The organism is 'Nostoc azollae' 0708 (assembly GCF_000196515.1).
GTDB lineage: Bacteria > Cyanobacteriota > Cyanobacteriia > Cyanobacteriales > Nostocaceae > Trichormus_B > Trichormus_B azollae.
In genome coordinates, this window is sequence record NC_014248.1 from 3,834,850 (window position 1) to 3,852,409 (window position 17,560).

The 17,560-nt window shown below is 40.2% G+C and carries 12 protein-coding genes and 2 pseudogenes; 11 read left to right on the forward strand and 3 right to left on the reverse strand.

Annotated features, from left to right (window positions below; all coding sequences use genetic code 11):
* The first annotated feature begins 40 nt into the window (after positions 1-40).
* The 6 genes from psbD to AAZO_RS17990 all read left to right on the forward strand — a co-directional run bounded on the left by psbD (position 41) and on the right by AAZO_RS17990 (position 7,616).
* Positions 41-1,096 carry a photosystem II D2 protein (photosystem q(a) protein) gene (psbD, locus tag AAZO_RS17965; RefSeq protein ID WP_013190434.1) on the forward strand — a complete coding sequence of 352 codons (1,056 nt, stop codon included), beginning with the start codon at positions 41-43 and terminating at the stop codon, positions 1,094-1,096.
* Between the two features lie 958 nt (positions 1,097-2,054).
* Positions 2,055-3,740 carry an iron uptake porin gene (locus tag AAZO_RS17970; RefSeq protein WP_013192328.1) on the forward strand — a complete coding sequence of 562 codons (1,686 nt, stop codon included), beginning with the start codon at positions 2,055-2,057 and terminating at the stop codon, positions 3,738-3,740.
* A gap of 294 nt (positions 3,741-4,034) precedes the next feature.
* Positions 4,035-5,000, forward strand: a complete 966-nt coding sequence (locus AAZO_RS35605) for an RNA-guided endonuclease InsQ/TnpB family protein (protein ID WP_338027211.1) — start codon at positions 4,035-4,037, stop codon at positions 4,998-5,000.
* Positions 5,001-5,350: 350 nt separating this feature from the next.
* Positions 5,351-5,788 carry an RrF2 family transcriptional regulator gene (locus AAZO_RS17980; RefSeq protein ID WP_013192329.1) on the forward strand — a complete coding sequence of 146 codons (438 nt, stop codon included), beginning with the start codon at positions 5,351-5,353 and terminating at the stop codon, positions 5,786-5,788.
* A gap of 16 nt (positions 5,789-5,804) precedes the next feature.
* Positions 5,805-6,767: a cysteine synthase A gene (cysK, locus tag AAZO_RS17985; RefSeq protein WP_013192330.1), complete on the forward strand. Its 963-nt coding sequence runs from the start codon at positions 5,805-5,807 to the stop codon at positions 6,765-6,767.
* A gap of 147 nt (positions 6,768-6,914) precedes the next feature.
* Complete coding sequence (locus AAZO_RS17990) at positions 6,915-7,616, forward strand: DnaJ domain-containing protein (RefSeq protein ID WP_013192331.1); 702 nt, start codon at positions 6,915-6,917, stop codon at positions 7,614-7,616.
* A gap of 111 nt (positions 7,617-7,727) precedes the next feature.
* Here the strand turns inward: AAZO_RS17990 and AAZO_RS17995 are convergent, their stop codons facing one another.
* Positions 7,728-10,304 carry a M1 family metallopeptidase gene (locus tag AAZO_RS17995; RefSeq protein WP_013192332.1) on the reverse strand — a complete coding sequence of 859 codons (2,577 nt, stop codon included), beginning with the start codon at positions 10,302-10,304 and terminating at the stop codon, positions 7,728-7,730.
* A gap of 684 nt (positions 10,305-10,988) precedes the next feature.
* Here AAZO_RS17995 and AAZO_RS18000 point away from each other — a divergent pair.
* From AAZO_RS18000 to AAZO_RS31235, 5 genes and pseudogenes are all read left to right on the forward strand, one after another.
* A complete protein-coding gene (locus tag AAZO_RS18000; protein ID WP_013192335.1) occupies positions 10,989-12,659 on the forward strand; it encodes a DUF3352 domain-containing protein in 1,671 nt (556 codons plus the stop codon).
* A 147-nt stretch (positions 12,660-12,806) separates the two neighbouring features.
* Positions 12,807-13,727 carry a class I SAM-dependent methyltransferase gene (locus AAZO_RS18005; RefSeq protein ID WP_013192336.1) on the forward strand — a complete coding sequence of 307 codons (921 nt, stop codon included), beginning with the start codon at positions 12,807-12,809 and terminating at the stop codon, positions 13,725-13,727.
* 322 nt (positions 13,728-14,049) lie between these two features.
* Positions 14,050-14,292 carry a PrsW family glutamic-type intramembrane protease gene (locus AAZO_RS43995; RefSeq protein ID WP_420807072.1) on the forward strand — a complete coding sequence of 81 codons (243 nt, stop codon included), beginning with the start codon at positions 14,050-14,052 and terminating at the stop codon, positions 14,290-14,292.
* The gene (locus AAZO_RS18010; RefSeq protein WP_049790801.1) at positions 14,259-14,837 is read left to right on the forward strand and encodes a hypothetical protein; all 579 of its coding nucleotides are present in this window, start codon (positions 14,259-14,261) and stop codon (positions 14,835-14,837) included. Before AAZO_RS43995 ends, AAZO_RS18010 begins: the two co-directional genes overlap by 34 nt.
* A gap of 76 nt (positions 14,838-14,913) precedes the next feature.
* Positions 14,914-16,188: pseudogene (locus AAZO_RS31235) on the forward strand (IS701 family transposase).
* 85 nt (positions 16,189-16,273) lie between these two features.
* On the opposite strand, the gene AAZO_RS44630 reads toward AAZO_RS31235, so the two are convergent.
* Together AAZO_RS44630 and AAZO_RS44635 are read right to left on the reverse strand one after the other, a co-directional pair.
* Entirely contained in the window at positions 16,274-16,726 is a 453-nt protein-coding gene (locus AAZO_RS44630; protein ID WP_476691481.1) for a 6-carboxytetrahydropterin synthase, read from the reverse strand.
* Between the two features lie 9 nt (positions 16,727-16,735).
* Positions 16,736-17,539 (reverse strand): annotated as a pseudogene (locus AAZO_RS44635) (6-pyruvoyl trahydropterin synthase family protein); the annotation flags it as partial.
* Between the last annotated feature and the right edge of the window lie 21 nt (positions 17,540-17,560).

Consider the following 17,560-nt stretch of genomic DNA (forward strand, 5'->3'; position numbering starts at 1 on the left):
TATAAAACCTGTACTTATAAACATTTGGAGATTCTTTCTAATGACCATAGCAGTTGGACGCGCCCAGTCAAGAGGGTGGTTTGACGTACTAGACGACTGGTTGAAGCGCGATCGCTTCGTATTCGTAGGTTGGTCAGGAATATTACTATTCCCCTGCGCCTTCCTAGCACTAGGTGGCTGGCTAACCGGTACAACCTTCGTCACCTCCTGGTACACCCACGGATTAGCATCCTCCTATCTAGAAGGAGCAAACTTCCTCACAGTAGCAGTATCCACACCCGCAGACAGCATGGGACACTCCCTACTGTTACTCTGGGGACCTGAAGCTCAAGGTAACTTAACTCGTTGGTTTCAACTAGGTGGCCTATGGCCATTCGTTGCTCTACACGGAGCATTCGGACTAATCGGCTTCATGTTGCGCCAATTTGAAATTGCCAGACTAGTAGGGATTCGTCCTTACAACGCTCTCGCCTTCTCAGGCCCCATCGCCGTATTCGTCAGCGTCTTCTTGATGTATCCCTTGGGACAATCTAGCTGGTTCTTTGCACCCAGCTTTGGTGTAGCAGCAATCTTCCGATTCTTGTTATTCCTACAAGGTTTCCACAACTGGACACTCAACCCCTTCCACATGATGGGTGTAGCCGGAATATTAGGTGGTGCATTGCTATCTGCCATTCATGGTGCAACAGTAGAAAACACCCTGTTTGAAGATGGCGAAGGCTCCAATACCTTCCCCGGATTTAATCCCACCCAGGCGGAAGAAACCTACTCCATGGTGACAGCAAACCGATTCTGGTCACAGATTTTCGGAATTGCTTTCTCTAACAAACGTTGGTTACACTTCTTCATGTTGTTTGTCCCAGTCACAGGCTTGTGGATGAGTGCAGTAGGAATTGTGGGTTTAGCATTAAACCTACGGGCTTATGACTTCGTTTCCCAAGAATTACGGGCAGCAGAAGACCCAGAGTTTGAAACTTTCTATACCAAAAATATTTTGCTGAATGAGGGTATCCGCGCTTGGATGGCTCCTCAAGATCAACCCCACGAACAATTTGTATTCCCTGAGGAGGTATTACCTCGTGGTAACGCTCTCTAATTAGATGATGGATTAATTAACTCCTTTAGCATTCATCATTTTTTAAGTTACCCCCGGCTACTTGGCTGGGGTTTTTTAATTGTTAATATTGCCAAGCAAATTTGATGTGTTATAGTAATTGAAGGTTACAAACCCAGAGTTTTTCACTCTGCCTTTTTGAAACTAAGACCGTTTAGGCAATAAGGAGGTGATGCCCATGATAGAAAGTAGTATACGCGTGGGTCATCAGCTTGCAGTTAGTCGGCTGTGCGCCGGGGCTGTTCTCTAAGAAGTTAGCCTTAGTTATGCTGAGATACTCAGTTAGATCATCTAGCTAGGCTAAAACTCGGACTTCCTTCCGGCAGTCTCCTTGCAAGCTGAAGACCCGCTAGGCCGCCCTAAATTAGATCATCTGATCTAAATTTAGGGCGGATAGTTTTTTTATGGGTAAGTTCTCTTTTTTTTGAGGGCGCATCCTAAATGTGTAGGTTTTTAGTTACAACTCTTACTAGCGCAGAAATACACGCATTTTCGGTGTCTAGTTAAGTTCCCACCTCCCCTGCCTCTCCATCCTCCGCTTCATTTATCCGTGGCATCAATCCACAATCGTTATACGGATAGATTCAGCTTTCGCCGAACCCCAAACGTCTGAATCCCTTACGGGTAAGTCCAATATCCCAAATTGGATCACTTTCTTTATTTATATTTTTAGCTAAATTGTAATCTTGATCATTTGTTCAATCTTATGATATAATATCGAACTATAGAATGGAATGTAGAGGCTGTTACATAAGTTAATTTAATCGCATAAAATTTTAACGATTTGTTAATCAGTTATTAGCTTTGTAAAAACTAGAATTGTAGTAGTGCCAGCTATACCTCATTTACAGGTTAAACCAAGATGTGGCGTTTCTGATAAATAGGTACTACAAAAACAGTAAAAACAGTCATCTATAAGGTGTGAGGAGTAAAAGTAAAGATGTCTAATCTCTTGTGGAAATCCTTGGTAGTTAGCCCCGCAGTTTTGGGAGCAACGTTGTTACTTTCGGGAGCAGCGATCGCCGCTCCAAATACCACCACTGAAGTTTCAACAGTAGAAACACAAGTTGTAACAGAGGTTGTCCAACAACCTGAAGTATTAGCTGAAGTACCCGCGAGTTCTGGGGTTTTAGCCCAAGTTCAACCCTACAGCAACGAAGGTCAAAATTTACAGTCTCAAGTAACATCTGTTTCTCAGTTTTCCGATGTCCAACCCACTGACTGGGCTTTTCAAGCGTTACAGTCCTTAGTTGAGCGTTATGGTTGTATTGCTGGTTATCCCAACGGTACATATCGCGGTAACCGGGCATTAACCCGTTATGAATTTGCGGCTGGTTTGAATGCCTGTTTAGATCGGGTTAATGAATTGATAGCCACAACAACTGCTGATTTGGTCACAAAACAGGATTTAGCTACTTTACAGCGTTTACAAGAAGAATTTTCTGCTGAATTGGCAACTCTGCGCGGTCGTGTAGATGCTTTGGAAGCGCGTACAGCAGAGTTAGAAGCTAACCAGTTCTCTACTACCACCAAGTTGCAAGGTGAAGCTATTTTTGCCGTTACTGATGCTCTTAATGGTGATATTGCGGGTAAAACCGTTTTTCAAGATCGCGTGCGTCTGAACCTGCAAAGCAGCTTCACTGGTAGAGATATCTTGAATACCCGTTTAAGTGCGGGTAATGCCAAAGGCTTTATCAACGGTGGAGAAAGCAAACAAACCTTTGAAGTTAGTGGCAATACTGCTAACAGTGTTAATATAGACAAACTGACCTATGAAGCTCCTGTAGGTCCAGCACAAGTCTACATAGCAGCTACAGGTGGTCAACACAGCCATTATGCCGCTGTTAACAACCCCTACTTCTTCGATAAAACTGATGGTGGTAACGGTGCTTTAAGTACCTTTGCTTCTGAAAATCCCATCTATCGGATTGGTGGTGGATCTGGTATTGCTTTAAATGTACCCTTTGGTAAACCAGGTAGTATCCTCAAACCAAGTTCATTAACTCTGGGTTACTTGGCTTCTGAAGCTAATGATCCTACAGATGGTAATGGCTTGTTCGATGGTAACTATGCTGCTTTAGGTCAGTTAAACTTTAATGTTGGTAATCGCATTGCTTTAGCTGCTACCTATGTACATGGTTACTTTGGTGCTCGTAGTACCTTGTTTGACTCAGGACTTGATGATGGTGCTATTGTTGGTACTGATCTAGCTAACAACTTACGCAGTACGAACGGCTCTTCTACCAACTCCTACGGTATTTCCGCAGCCTTCACACCTAGTGAAAAACTTTCGATCAGTGGTTTTGTTTCTTACCACGATGTCATAGGCTTCGGTGCTAATGATAATTATGAAGCTTGGAGTTATGGAGTTGGGGTAGCATTACCTGACTTTGGTAAGAGAGGTAACGTATTAGGGATTTTTGGTGGCGCGCAACCTTATTCCTTTAACAATGGTGGTGGTGCTAACTCTGGTGATATTCCCTACCAAGTTGAAGGTTTCTATAAGTATCGCGTTTCGGATAATATTTCCGTTACCCCTGGTGTCATTTGGTTGCCTTCTACTGGACAAAATAACAACAGCGAGGATACCTTTATCGGTACTCTGAGAACAACCTTCACTTTCTAGACTGAGAACGTTGACACACTGTTAACATTTTTTTTACCCGCCATAAGGCGGGTTTTTTATTTTGGGTAGAAAAAAATTATAAACCCCAGTGGAAAACCGGAGTATACTGGAGAGGGTATGAATTATAAGAGAATATGAATTATAAGAGAAAAGGCTAACAACCCTTGAGATTAAGTTTTGGAGCGTGGGGGAAAAACTTAACAGTCCTTTAAGGCAAGGAATGAAAGCCACTTGAGGCGTTTACGCCTCAGCCACTGAATGGTAGATTATTAGAATTTTTTAGTTGAGGAGGTGATGTTTTTGTACAGTCAAAATCTGATTAACACAAACCAACAGCTAAAGGCAGTTTTAGAATTTATTTGTTCTGAATCGCATACATTAACCAACTTTGGTATTTACTATGCCAGACAAATATATTTTAGAATTGGCAAGATTGTTAAAAAATTTGACTTGATTAACGAATACAAAAGCAACAAACATTACCAAGTTTTGTATTCCCAGGTTGCACAACAAAACCTGATTTCTGTAGCTGAATCTTTTAAATCATTTAAGGCATTAGATAAAAAGTATAAAAAAGGAGAGTCGACCAACAAAGCCAAGCTGCCTAAGTACAGAAAAAGCGGCTTCTTCGCTTTAGTAACATATCCAATGCAAGCACTAAAACCAGTAGGTGATAAAATCAGAATTCCCTTGGGTACAACTGTCAAAATATGGTTTGGTCTGGAAGGGTTTTGGCTAAAAATGCTTTCTCACCTAAACTTTGGAGACATCAAAGAAGTTAGGATACTCCCCCGTAATCGCTGTTTTTATGCCGAGTTTGTTTGTCAATCACAACCAGAGGGCAAACCACAGCTAACCCTGGATAAATGTTTGGGAATTTATCCAGGAATAAATAATTGGTTAACCTGCATCTCTAATGTTGGCACATCATTCATTGTTGATGGGAAACATGTAAAATCTGTCAATCAGTGGTGCAATAAGATAGTTTCAAATATCAAGGAGAACAAACCTCAAGGATTTTGGAGCAATAGACTAGCAGCTATGACTGAGAAGCGTAATCGCCAAATGTGTGATGCCGTAAACAAAGCAGCGAGATTACTAATTAATCACTGCTTACAACAAGGGATTGGGACAATTGTTCTTGGGTGGAACAAAGGAGAAAGACAAGAGGTTGATTTGGGTAAGAAAACTAATCAAAGCTTTGTTAAAATCCCTACGGCTAAACTTAAAGACCGGATCACTCAAATGTGTGACCAATAGGGTATTAGGTTTGTAGAAACTGAAGAAAGTTATACGTCAAAAGCTTCCTTTGTGGATAATGATTTACTCCCTGAATAGGGTGAAAAACCCGACAAGTGGAAAGAATCAGGAAAGCTTGTTCAACGCGGCTTGTATGGTACAGCTAATAATTTCTAGATCAATGCCGACTGCAATGGGGCAGCGAATATCTTGAGAAAAGTAAAGGCGACATTGGGATTAAATCTCATTGGATTTACTAGAGGCGCATTGACTACGCCTTTAAGAGTCCGTTTTTGGACTGCTTAAGAATCTCCGTGGCTGTCTTCCCGGAGAGTGTCAAGAATTCATCCTTTATTCTTAAATTGCAGCTTGTGGAACTATCCTGTAAATCTCAATACGCAATTCTGGCATTATTAGAGATGGCAACTCATTACGAAAGCGGTGAACCGATGCAAATTCGACAAATAGCTGCCCAACAAGATATACCTGATCGCTATTTAGAGCAGCTATTAGCTACTTTGAGGCGTGGGGGTATAGTTAAGAGTCAGCGTGGTTCTAAAGGTGGTTATTTGTTAGCGCGAGAACCTTGGAAAATTAGCGTTTTTGAGATTTTGGAATGTTTAGAAGGGTTGGATATCAAACCAGGTGAAGATGATACCAATTCCAAAAGTGTAGACAGTTCGATTGTAGACGAAATTTGGCAAGAAGCTCGTCAAGCAGCAAATGCGGTCTTGCAAAAACATTCACTTCAGGCTCTTTGTCAAGAGCGAGATTCTCGAAGGCAGTTAAATATCATGTATTACATTTAAAGGAATCAAAGGTATTATGCGGATTGCTCGGAATATTACAGAACTGGTTGGTCGCACTCCTCTAGTACAGTTGAACCGTATTCCCCAGGAGGAAGGCTGTGGAGCAGAAATTGTGGTGAAACTAGAAAGTATGAACCCATCTGCATCGGTAAAAGACCGAATTGGTGTGAGTATGATTAATGATGCCGAAGAGGAAGGCTTAATTACTCCTGGGAAAACTGTGCTGGTGGAGCCGACATCGGGTAATACGGGGATTGCTTTGGCAATGACAGCCGCAGCTAAAGGTTATCAATTAATTCTGACGATGCCGGAAACCATGAGTGCAGAACGTAGAGCTATGTTGCGGGCTTATGGCGCTGAATTGGAACTAACACCGGGAATTGAGGGCATGAGTGGGGCAATTCGTAGAGCGCAGGAAATAGTGGAAAGAACACCCTATGCGTATATGTTACAACAGTTCCGTAATCCAGCAAATGCCAAAATTCATCGGGAAACTACAGCAGAGGAAATTTGGGAAGATACTGATGGACAGGTGGATATGATCGTGGCGGGTGTGGGTACGGGTGGTACAATTACTGGCGTGGCAGAGGTAATTAAAGCGAAAAAGCCTAGTTTTAGAGCGATCGCAGTAGAACCTGCTAATAGTCCTGTATTATCTGGAGGAGAACCAGGACCCCATAGAATTCAGGGAATTGGGGCGGGTTTTATTCCCCAGGTGTTGAAGGTAGAAATGATTGATGAGGTAATTACTGTTAGTGATGAAGAAGCGATCGCTTACAGTCGCAGATTAGCCAGAGAAGAAGGGCTATTATCTGGTATTTCCACTGGTGCGGCTTTGTGTGCTGCTATTCGTGTTGGTCAACGTCCAGAAAATCAGGGACGCTTAATTGTCATGATTCAACCCAGTTTTGGTGAAAGATATTTAAGCACACCATTGTTTCAAGACTTGGACGCAAAGTTAGTAACTGGAATCAGCTAGGTTCAGTAAAATTCAGAAATCAGTAAGGGTTTAGCATTGCTAAACCCTTACTGATTTCACAAGTGAATATTGAAGAGTGAAATATAGTTGGAAATTTGGTTTCTGTCTTCTACTTATTAACTGATAACTGATAACTGATAACTGGTCATGGCTGATTCTAACCATTACGAAACTCTAAAAATTAGTAATCATGCCAGCCAAGCGGCGATAGGCTTGTTGAATCGCCGCTTGGTAAGAGTATTACATTCTGACAGCAATCAAGAAACCACAGATCATCAGGAAATTATTCCCATTAATGCTGCTTATGAACTTTTGAGTGACACTCAAAGTAGGCTCAATTATGATGAAGAACTACGTAATCATCAGCATTATCAGGAAAATGTTCATCATTCTCACCATCAGAAAACAGCATCAGACCAAAAACATTACCAAGTAAAACGGCAAACTGGAAAAGATGCTGATGAAAAAGTTGAAGAATGGTTGTGCTTGGTGTATAAACCAGTTAATCGGATTCTCTGTGTTATTCTTAATTCCCTAGAAGAACAGATTGACCAACTAGCCCCCGATCCTTTTGATGATCAATTAATAGACAAATTTCAAGAATATTTAAAAGTCTGTCGTGAAGATTTAAAACAGGCACACAATACTTTTCGTTCTTTACCAAATCCCCCTAGTTTAGCAAAGGCTGCTGCTCATCTTTACTATAGCCTCAGTCAAGTTGGAGATCGATTAGAAGAATTGGCCTATTTCCCTTTAAATTATGATGACCGTTATTTACATACAGGTCAAGAAATGTTCCGCATTGCTACGCGGTTACACTGTGAGGGACAGGAATCGGTTAATCAGTAATTAGGGGTGTGGGGAGATGGGGAAGATTGGGAAGACGGGGAAGTAAAATCATATTCCCCTCATTCCCCTCACCTTCCTCACCTTTCTTTTCTCTAAGTACCTAGTTGGAATTTACTTTGATTTAGCCTCCAAATTTTCCAAGCGGCTTTTTAGTTCTTGATTTTGTTGTTTGAGTTGGTTAAGTTCTTCACGTAACTGACGCAAAGTTTTTTCTGGTCCAATATTTTTCTGAACTTTGATAATTTCTTCTTCAGCATAACGACGCACCCGTCCATCTGTTGTTTGACTGGCTAAAGATTGCAAAATTCCAATTGCTTTAGGGGTTTCCATTTGTCCTAATGCTGTTACTACTGCAACTTGGGTTAAAAAGAATGCTTCTTTGGCTATTTCTGCTAATCGGTCTAAAATTCGTTCTACATTAGTAGGAGTTTGACCAACAGAAATTTTTCCTAAAGCACGAGTAGTAGATAGCCGTAGCGGTTGGGACACGCCGATTTTAGTATATTCCAATAGCAAATTTAAAGCGGTTTCTGAAGTTTTAAATTCAGCTAAACCAGAAATCGCCCCACTACGTATTACTTCATTCCAACCTGCTCTTTCTTCTAACACTGATTTGAGCAGCTTGATGACTTTTTCTTCATGGGGTTTTTCTTCTAAATGAGCCGCTGCGATTGCACCAATAGTTCGACAAGCTGCTGCTTCTACATTGTAGCTTGGATCTCCATTCTGCACTACAGCTTTGACAGCCTTGTAACTAGGGTGAGTTTTGATTTGCGATAAGGAACTAACTACTGCTTTGCGGACAAAGGGGCTAGGGTCTTGTAACCCAATTACTAAACCATCAAAGGCCTGATATAACTGAATTTCTGATAATTTTTGGGCTACTTCTACACGCACACCCCAAAAGGGATCATTTTTTAATGCTGTTGATAGAACTTTGGTAACTTCTAATCCACCTTTTTTCGCTAAAGCTTCGGCTGCATAAATACGAGAAATAGGATCAGGGTCAAATTCTAATTGGGCTTTCAACTCTGGTATGGGGTATTCTAAGGTTACAGTTTTCAGATAATTATTACCTACATCAAAGCTGATAAAATCTGGCTTCTCTGCTAATGGGAAATAGAAACTTTGTTCTTTTTCATTGACCCGCACTGTGAAACTTGTCAGGTTTAATGTTTGTTGGCTGTAAGCAAAGCCGATAGGGATTTTTAAATCAAATAAATCCTTATTATTACTGTTGACTTGGGTTTGGGTAACAGTTACCTTGGCCAATTTAGAATCCCCATCCCAAGAATAAGCAACTTTAAAATCAGGATGACCACCACGATAGACATACTGGTCAAATAGGAAGGTGAGATTAAGTCCTGTCGCTTTTTCAATTGCCCGCAATAAATCTACTGTTTCTACAGTTTGGTGAGCATGATCTTGAACAAATGTTTGAATAGCTGTCCAAAATAATTCATCGCCTAATTCTGTGCGAATCATGTTATAAACACAAGATCCTTTTTCATAAATGTGGCGGTCATAAAGCTCTATTGCTTCCCGGTAAACGTGAGTTACCATTGGCCGACGATAACGACTACTATCTTCATTCAAATAACTGCGAGCTTGTAATAACTGATAATAAGCTGCATCATCTTTGCCATATTCGTGTTCAGTCCACATTACTTCCGAATAGGAAGCCATTCCTTCCTTAATCCAAGCATGAGACCAATGTTTAATGACGATTAAATCACCAAACCATTGATGTGCTAGTTCATGGACAACTAAGCTTTCGGTGTTGAAGTTATCTAATGATGCTCTTTCATCTAACAAACATCGATCTGTTAATAAGGTGGTGGAAGTGTTTTCCATGCCCCCAAAGATGAAGTCATCTACACAAACTTGGGCATATTTCGGGAATGGATAGGGATAACCATACTTTTCGCTCAGAAATTCAATCATGCGGGGAGTTTTGCCCATGCTGCGTTTAGCATCTGCTTCTCGTCCCTTGTCTACATAGTACGTAACGGGCTTACCTTGCCACGCATCCCGAATTTCTGCAAAATCACCTACTGCTAGGGTCATTAAGTAGGTGGGATGAACCTGCTGCTGTGACCAATGGTAAATTTGCTGATTCCCATCTTCAAAGGTATCAATTAGTTCACCATTAGAAATAGCAATCAGGGGTTTGGCAACACGGACACAGATTTCTGATGTGGATAGCTGTCCTGGGTAGTCAAAGCAGGGGAACCAGAAGCGCGAATCTTCGTCTTCTCCTTGTGTCCAGACTTGGGTAGGCTTGTGGGGGTAGTGTTTGTCTGGTTGAATGAAGTAAATGCCTCGTTGGGGTTTTTCTACAGAGTAAGCGATCGCAATTAACAAACGCTGACCAATTTGTGTAGGCTCAGAAAGAAGAATTGCAAGTTTTTCTCCGTCATATTCAAACTTCTGTTCTGCTTCGTCTACCTGTACAGATTGGATATTCAAATTTACAGCATCCAAGGTCAAGCAATCAATATTATTACGGATTGGCAATAACCGAATACTACAATTACCATAGTAACTTTGGTTGGGGATATTCAAGGTGAGGTCAAGAAAAATATGCTCTACCTGTCCTGGTCTATCAGGATTGTAGTGAGGTTTAGCCCCTGGTAACTCAAAAGATTTATGTCCGTTATTCTCTGTATCGAAGTAAAGATGCGACATTGATTATTACTGACCTTGTAATCCTGAAATTTTCACAAAAATAGCGATAGCTTCGCTCTCTTCGAGATGCTAGGCAAACGGCACCGGCTCCGCAGATGCATATCCCCAATCAGAATAAGTAGGTAGACACAAATAAACATAACTATGTAACAAAATGTAAATTACTTGAAACCCTTGGGATTGCTTGATTCCCCTTTGCTGCATTCGCCATGACATAGTTATAAATTTTTCCGCCCACCTACTTAGTTATTTGATCAGGATTTTTCAAGGATGGAATGATTTAACTCAATCTTCTCATTTTGCTCCCAAGTTTCCATGTCTTGATGTAATCTGATATTTTGCGCTTTTGCGTGATTAACACAAGAACTTCTTACACCACACTGTGTTCGCATAGCGAGCCTAACGGCACAAATACTAGCAATTATTACTCTAGCTTAGAATAACTTGTGGCTGAGAATCCCACTCTTTTTTAGATATCGACTTAAGATACCATTTGCGGATTTACTCTTTGTTCCAGTGAAGTCTTTTTTCGAGTCACTAAAAAGTAGTAGTGTGTAGAAATACTAATTTCATCAGTAAAAACCGCTGAATGAGGAAAAATGGGTGATAAAAATCCAAAAATTTAGCTATCGCAGTTCTAGCTCCCTGATAATAATTTGATCAAAACAAAAGAGGATAATAACAATGCCCGAAAGTAAGTCTAAATTTTTAGTCCCTGTTATTAGCACTGCTATAGTCGTCGCAGGTGGGATAGCTGCTTATGTATATTTTAAAGTGCCCTCTGAAGATGTTTCCAGTCCTCTGGGAATTGCTAAAGTAGTACCGGCTAATGCCTTGATGGCGACTTATATTAACACAGATTCCCAATCTTGGAGTAAGTTACAGCAGTTTGGAACTCCACAAGCACAACAACTAGTATCCAAAGGTCTACAGGATATCAACAAACAACTATTAAGTGATAGCAATATTGTTTATGAAACAGACATAAAACCTTGGATTGGTGGAGTCATGATTGCTGTGCTACCACCAAATTCTACTATACGTAATCCACCAAATCCACCAATTCCAGTACAGCCAGAGCCAAATATTTTGTTGGTAGTAGGTATAAAAGATAAACTCAATGCCTTGAAATTTGCTACTAAATTGAAGGAGCAAAAAAACTTACAAATTCAAGAATCAGAATACAAAGGTGAGAAAATTATTGCTAGTACAAGCAAGACTAAATCGACTTACATGGTTGTTTTGAATAACACTCGTATACTGTTGACACCAGAAAAACAAGCTGTAGAAAAAGCTATTGATACCTATAAAGGTAAGCCATCCTTTGCCAACAAAGAAGGCGCAAGTAGTATTTTAGCTAAAGGTGTAGATGTTCAAAACAGCCTTGCTCAAATTTATGTGCCTGATTACGCCAATATGGCACAACAGTTAACAGCTTTCAATCCACAGTCCAGGCCATTACCCCCAGAAACATTCGCACAACTCAAGCAAGTAAAATCAATGGTAGCGGCTGTGGGTGTCGATGATGCTGGAGTGAGAATGAAAGTAGTAGTGAACTTAGATCCGCAACTGAACAAATTTCAATATCAAAATACTCCGGCTAAGATAGTGGCACAATTTCCCAGTGATACTTTTGCTTTAGTCACCGGACAGAACATAAATCGTAGCTGGCAAACCTTCCTGGAACAGTCAAAAGATTATCCTGAAATTAAGCAAGGTGTGGAACAAGCACGAGGACAACTAAAACAAGCGGTCAATCTGGATTTAGATAAAGAAATTTTTGGTTGGATGGATCAAGAATTTGCCTTGGGTGCGGTGAAATCTAGTCAAGGTTGGTTAGCCAATGTTGGTTTTGGGGGAGCGATGGTATTTGACACCAGTGATCGCAAAACAGCGGAAGCCACCTTCACTAAACTAGATGACCTAGCCAAAAAGCAATCACTCAACATCACCAAAAGAAGCATTGGTGGTAAAAATATCACCGAATGGCAAATTACCCAACAAGGCACTTTCATAGCACATGGTTGGCTAGATCAGGATACCGTATTTCTCGCTATTGGTGGACCAGTTGGTGAAGCGCTAGCAGACAAAAAAGGTCAACCCCTGGATAATACGAACACATTTAAAGCTGTAACGAGTTCCTTGCAAAAACCCAACGGTGGTTATTTATACTTGGATTTAGAAAACACCTCTTCTTTAATTACCCGTTTAGCCACACAAGGTAAACCTCTTCCCCTGGAAACCAATGCTGTCCTATCATCCATTCGTGGTTTGGGTGTGACAGTGAATAGCCCCGATAAATCCACCAGTCAAATGGAAATGTTGTTAGCTCTTAAACCAAGTAGTAGTAAATAAGGGTGTAGGGGTGTAAGGATCTAGGGGAAATTAATTCAAACTCCTACCAATGCCCTATCCCCTATCCTCTATCACCATTCCTCTAGTAGACTCCACTGCAGCAAATATGTCATAAGTTAAAAAGGCTCTTAAACACAACTACAATTTATGACTACTGCTCTCAAAACTACTCCTGACTTTGCTTCCCAGATGGTAAATGGTATTTTGGCCATCAAGCCTTTAGCGAACCTAGCCAAACACCAAGCCAGACAAATGATGATTAAACGCGCTGAGAAAATTGGCGTGTTTTGGACAAAAGAAGCAGAAAAACTGCAAGCACGAGATTGGACAAATGATTTAGCTCAAGTACAAAATCCTCAGCTAACCTACCCAGATTATTACGTTATCTCATTCCACGCTTATGAAACCGGTAATCTGAGTTGGCAGGCAGCTTTTGAAGTAGAGTCTGCTGCTCATGCTGTCCACGCTAAAATTTGGCAAGATGCTGAAGTTCAAGGTGATGCCAAACTGCGCCAAAGTTACCATAATATTCTCACCAGTTCTATTTCCGAACCACCAAAAGATATTTTAGATTTGGGGTGTAGTGTGGGCATGAGTACCTTTGCCCTACAAGAAATTTATCCCGATGCAAATATTACAGGTTTAGACTTATCTCCATATTTCTTAGCTGTTGCTAATTATCGTTGCCAACAACATCAAGCTAAAATTAATTGGGTTCATGCTGCCGCTGAATCTACAGGTATGCCAGATGCTTCCTTTGATTTAGTTTCTATTTTCTTGATGTGTCATGAATTACCCCAGTTAGCAACGCGAAAGATTTTTGCTGAAGCGAGACGAGTTTTACGTCCAGGTGGTCATTTAGCAATTATGGACATGAATCCAAAATCGGAAGTTTACAAAAAAATGCCTAAATATATTTTTACTTTGCTCAAAAGTACAGAACCTTATCTAGATGAATATTTCACTTTAGATATTGAGCAAACCTTAGTTGGGGCAGGTTTTCAAACTCCTACCATTACTAGCAATAGTCCCCGTCATCGCACTATTATTACTCAGGTGAGTGGCTAATATATTTCTGCTGCTTTGTTTGGGCGGTTATTCCACCTCTGTTGTTGCTGCTGTTTTATTACCGCCGCACTCCTGCTGCCCCTTCTTTATTAGATCTCTTGCAAAATTAATTTTATGTTATAATGGGGATTTGTGTTTTTTTTAGCTAAAAGTTAGAGTTACAGGGTTATGATTTGAATTAGCGAGCCCAAAGAACACCAAAAATACATAAAATCTAAAACTCTCCATCATACCACAGAAACAATTTTGGAAGGGGTCTATTCAATATATTTGTTTTCTTCATTCATTATTGGCGCTATATCGGGTTTTGCTGCTCTCTAGAGTGGGATTTACTCTGGCAAGAAATACAGCGTTTTTTCTTCGTGCGGTTTTACGGCAAATATTAGTAATAGCTCCTATTGAAGAAGGTTGTAAGTTTATACGGGTAATTATTCCTCTATTTCTTTTTATAGAACGTAGGTATAAATTTCGCCCCACTAAAGTTTTCCCGTTTACCATAGCAGTGACTTTGGGGTTTAGAGCGGAAGAAAATTGGATTTATTTCACGATCAAGCATTACCTTTAGAACGGATTACTGGTACACCAGTTCATGGTATGTTGTTTGCAGCTTGGCGGTATGCCCTGGGAAGATATTTTGGTTCTAAAAGACGGTTGAATAGACACATAATTTTGATTCTTACGACTTGGCTAAATCCTATCTTTTTTCATACTCTGGTGAATACTTTACCTGCTGCTTGGGGTTTTCCAAAAATAATACATTTTCTCGGTTATGGTTTATTTCCGTTGTTATTCTGGATGTTTTGGCGGTGGGAAAAATTACTAAGAAAAGTAGAGGGTAAACTTCCTATGATGTTAATTTATAGTAACAAACCTCTAGTTCGTTATTGGGACAGGGGTTTAGTATTGCTGAGTCTATTTATTGGTGGGAATGCTATTTTAGAGTTATTGATCTTAGTGAGGTTGGAGTATTGGTTTAAACCGGATATTTTTAGGTTTATACTAGAAAAAATATTACTAATTATCTGTTTGGGAGTTTTGGCTTGGTTAATGTATTTCCATTTACGCAATTTAGCCCGTCGTCGGTCTTTTTTAAAGTTAGCAAAATACTAAGGCCACTTAAAGAAAAGTTAAGAGTAAAAAGGAGTATGGTGCGGTTTCGGTGTAGCTTTCACGTTAAAAGAGGCTGATGAAAAAAACCACTGCCCCAGCAATGGCACCATGGTTTGAAAGATGGTGTTAAAGGTTTGATGATGTCTTTACTCATCAAGGGGAAAGAAGAGAGTTTAGACATGATTTAGGGGGATGATTGGGTGAAAGTGAGAGGAAAAACCTATTTCAAATGGCAGAGAATGCCCTAGGGGTGACCTACCACCGATTACACCACGTTTTAACTGAAGCACCTTGGTCCAGTTCCCAAGTCAATGACCGTCGGTTAGAGATTATGAACAAGTGTAGTTAGAGGAGAATCACCAGAGGATTTAGCTTAATAATTGAGGATTATGACCATAGAAAAAGGGGGAATTTTAGGGATGGCGTAGGAAGAAAATATATATATTGGAGAAATTGGGAAAAAGGATACTGGAATAGTAGTAGTAACAACACATACATCTATTATGATGGCAGTAAAAGCTTACCATTAGATATAGAGTTATATCACCACGGTGATTCTTTACCCAAAGGGAAATAAGACCCTCGATTTGAGAATAAACCTGAGTTAGGAATTAAACCAATAGATCTGACCTTGAGCCGTGGTTATCAACCAGGAATAGTAATTATAGATCCTGGATATGGCCACAATAGGTCTTCCTTATTAAGGATAGAAAATCGCCATTGAAAGTATTGAGGAGGATTAGCTAAAAATCCCAAAGTCCTTGCCAGTGACCAAGAGGATAGTCCACAAATAATTAGGTTAGATGAATTAGCACAAGGTTTACCCCAAGAGGCTTTTACAGACATTCAACTGTAGTTAGATAAACCCAAAACATTATGGGTAGTAACTAAAGAAGTAGAAATATCACCCTTAAGTGCAAAGAGGAATATTGCTATCGTCATCAACGGTTCTAGTTTCTCTCAAGCCACTGATATTGAGTACTTTATGACCAATGTTTCTTCATCAATTGTCACACCCCAATGGATAGTTGATACATATTTTCAAAGAAACTGGGTAGAAGTTGTTTACAGGGAAGCCAAGGGATGGTTAGGACTCAAAGAATATCAAGTTGGAGATAACAGCAGTTGACTGCGCCATTTTATTTTGGTTTTCTGTGCCTACACTTTTATTCTTTGCCATCAGTGGACTGGAGGATTAAGACCAAGGTGGGCTAAGAAACCTTTGAATACTTTTACTGCAGCTTTAGAAGCGTTGAGAACAGCCATATCTTTTCTATTTATTGATTGGTTCAACTGGAATCCGGACGTGTTTCCTTCTTATCAAGCCAGTTTGGGCTACATTGGGGCTTGATTTTTGTTGAAGTCCCGCTAGGAGATTTTTTTAGTTCACAACTATAGACCCCCGACTCCTTTGAGAAGTCGAGGATATAGGTACTTTAAACTGTCGCTAAAACAGGCTGATTCTGTACTGTGATCACAGATGTTGATTCTATGTCAGATGGGTAGATTTCGCAGGAGTTGTTAGGACTTTCAACTAGTTTAACTTTGTAAAGTTCTGCTCCTAGTTCTTGAATAGGCAAGCGCAACATATTACTAATATAAAGAGCAATATTTTCTGCTGTTGGTACAACTTCCCCAAAATAGGGAACATCTCTATTTAAGAAACTGTGATCAAGGGGTTCAGTTAAATTAGCAATTACCTGATTTAAAGCACCTAAATCAACCACCATACCTGTGCTGGAGTCGATTTCACCCTTCACTGTCACTTCTAATTGATAGTTATGTCCATGTCCATTCACACGGGCGCATTTACCGTAAATCTCTGTATTTTTTTCTAAACTCAAACCAGGATGAGCTAATCTGTGTGCAGAACTAAATTCACTCTTCACGGTGAGGAACGTTTCTGTTCCATTACCCTGATAATCTACCCAGAGTTGAGGACTTTCAAACAGCTTAACTTGAGACAGTTTTGCCCCTAATTTCTGAATAGGTGATTTGAGTAGGTTGCTAATGTAAAGTACAAGATTTTCGGTAGTCGGGACAATTTCGGAAAAATGAGGAATATCTTTATTTACACAGAAGTGATCAAAGATTTTGACTACATCATTTTCAACAACTCTATTTAGGGCATCTAAATCAATGATCATCCCTGTTCGTGAGTCCATTTCCCCTTCTACAGTCACTTCTAAATGGTAGTTGTGTCCATGTGTACGGCTACATTTACTATACTTTTCAGAACTGAGGTTAGAAGCCAAACGATGGGCGGCGCTAAAGTGGGTGCTGATGCTGAGAGAAGCTTGCATTCCTTCTCCCATATAATCTGCCCAAAGCCCAGTATGTTCAACCAACTGGACGCGAATTAGAGGCAAATGAGGGGCTAAACGCTGCCAGATCACTCGTGCAATATTTTCATTACTGGACAAAGTTTGTTGAAATTCTGGCCACACATTATTAAGGTAAGAAAAATCTAATTGATCGGTTATTTCCCGCTTAATTACTTGTTTGACATCAGATAAATTTAGCACCATACCATATTTATCTAATTCCCCAGCTATAGAGATGAATAGGGTATAATTGTGGCCTTGCCCGGGAAATTTTGAGGAACGACCAAATTTTTCCAAGTTCTCGGTTTCGCCTAGTTCTGGTAGCGAATAATGATGACTAGCTAAAAACTGAGCGCGACGATTGACTACACACTGCATGATTACACTAGAAATAGATTT

Excerpts from the sequence above, each read along its gene's own strand:
- psbD (WP_013190434.1), top strand. The coding sequence starts at position 41 with ATGACCATAGCAGTTGGACGCGCCCAGTCAAGAGGGTGGTTTGACGTA.
- AAZO_RS17970 (WP_013192328.1), top strand. The coding sequence starts at position 2,055 with ATGTCTAATCTCTTGTGGAAATCCTTGGTAGTTAGCCCCGCAGTTTTG.
- AAZO_RS35605 (WP_338027211.1), top strand. The coding sequence starts at position 4,035 with ATGTTTTTGTACAGTCAAAATCTGATTAACACAAACCAACAGCTAAAG.
- cysK (WP_013192330.1), top strand. The coding sequence starts at position 5,805 with ATGCGGATTGCTCGGAATATTACAGAACTGGTTGGTCGCACTCCTCTA.
- AAZO_RS17990 (WP_013192331.1), top strand. The coding sequence starts at position 6,915 with ATGGCTGATTCTAACCATTACGAAACTCTAAAAATTAGTAATCATGCC.
- AAZO_RS17995 (WP_013192332.1), bottom strand. The coding sequence starts at position 10,304 with ATGTCGCATCTTTACTTCGATACAGAGAATAACGGACATAAATCTTTT.
- AAZO_RS18000 (WP_013192335.1), top strand. The coding sequence starts at position 10,989 with ATGCCCGAAAGTAAGTCTAAATTTTTAGTCCCTGTTATTAGCACTGCT.
- AAZO_RS18005 (WP_013192336.1), top strand. The coding sequence starts at position 12,807 with ATGACTACTGCTCTCAAAACTACTCCTGACTTTGCTTCCCAGATGGTA.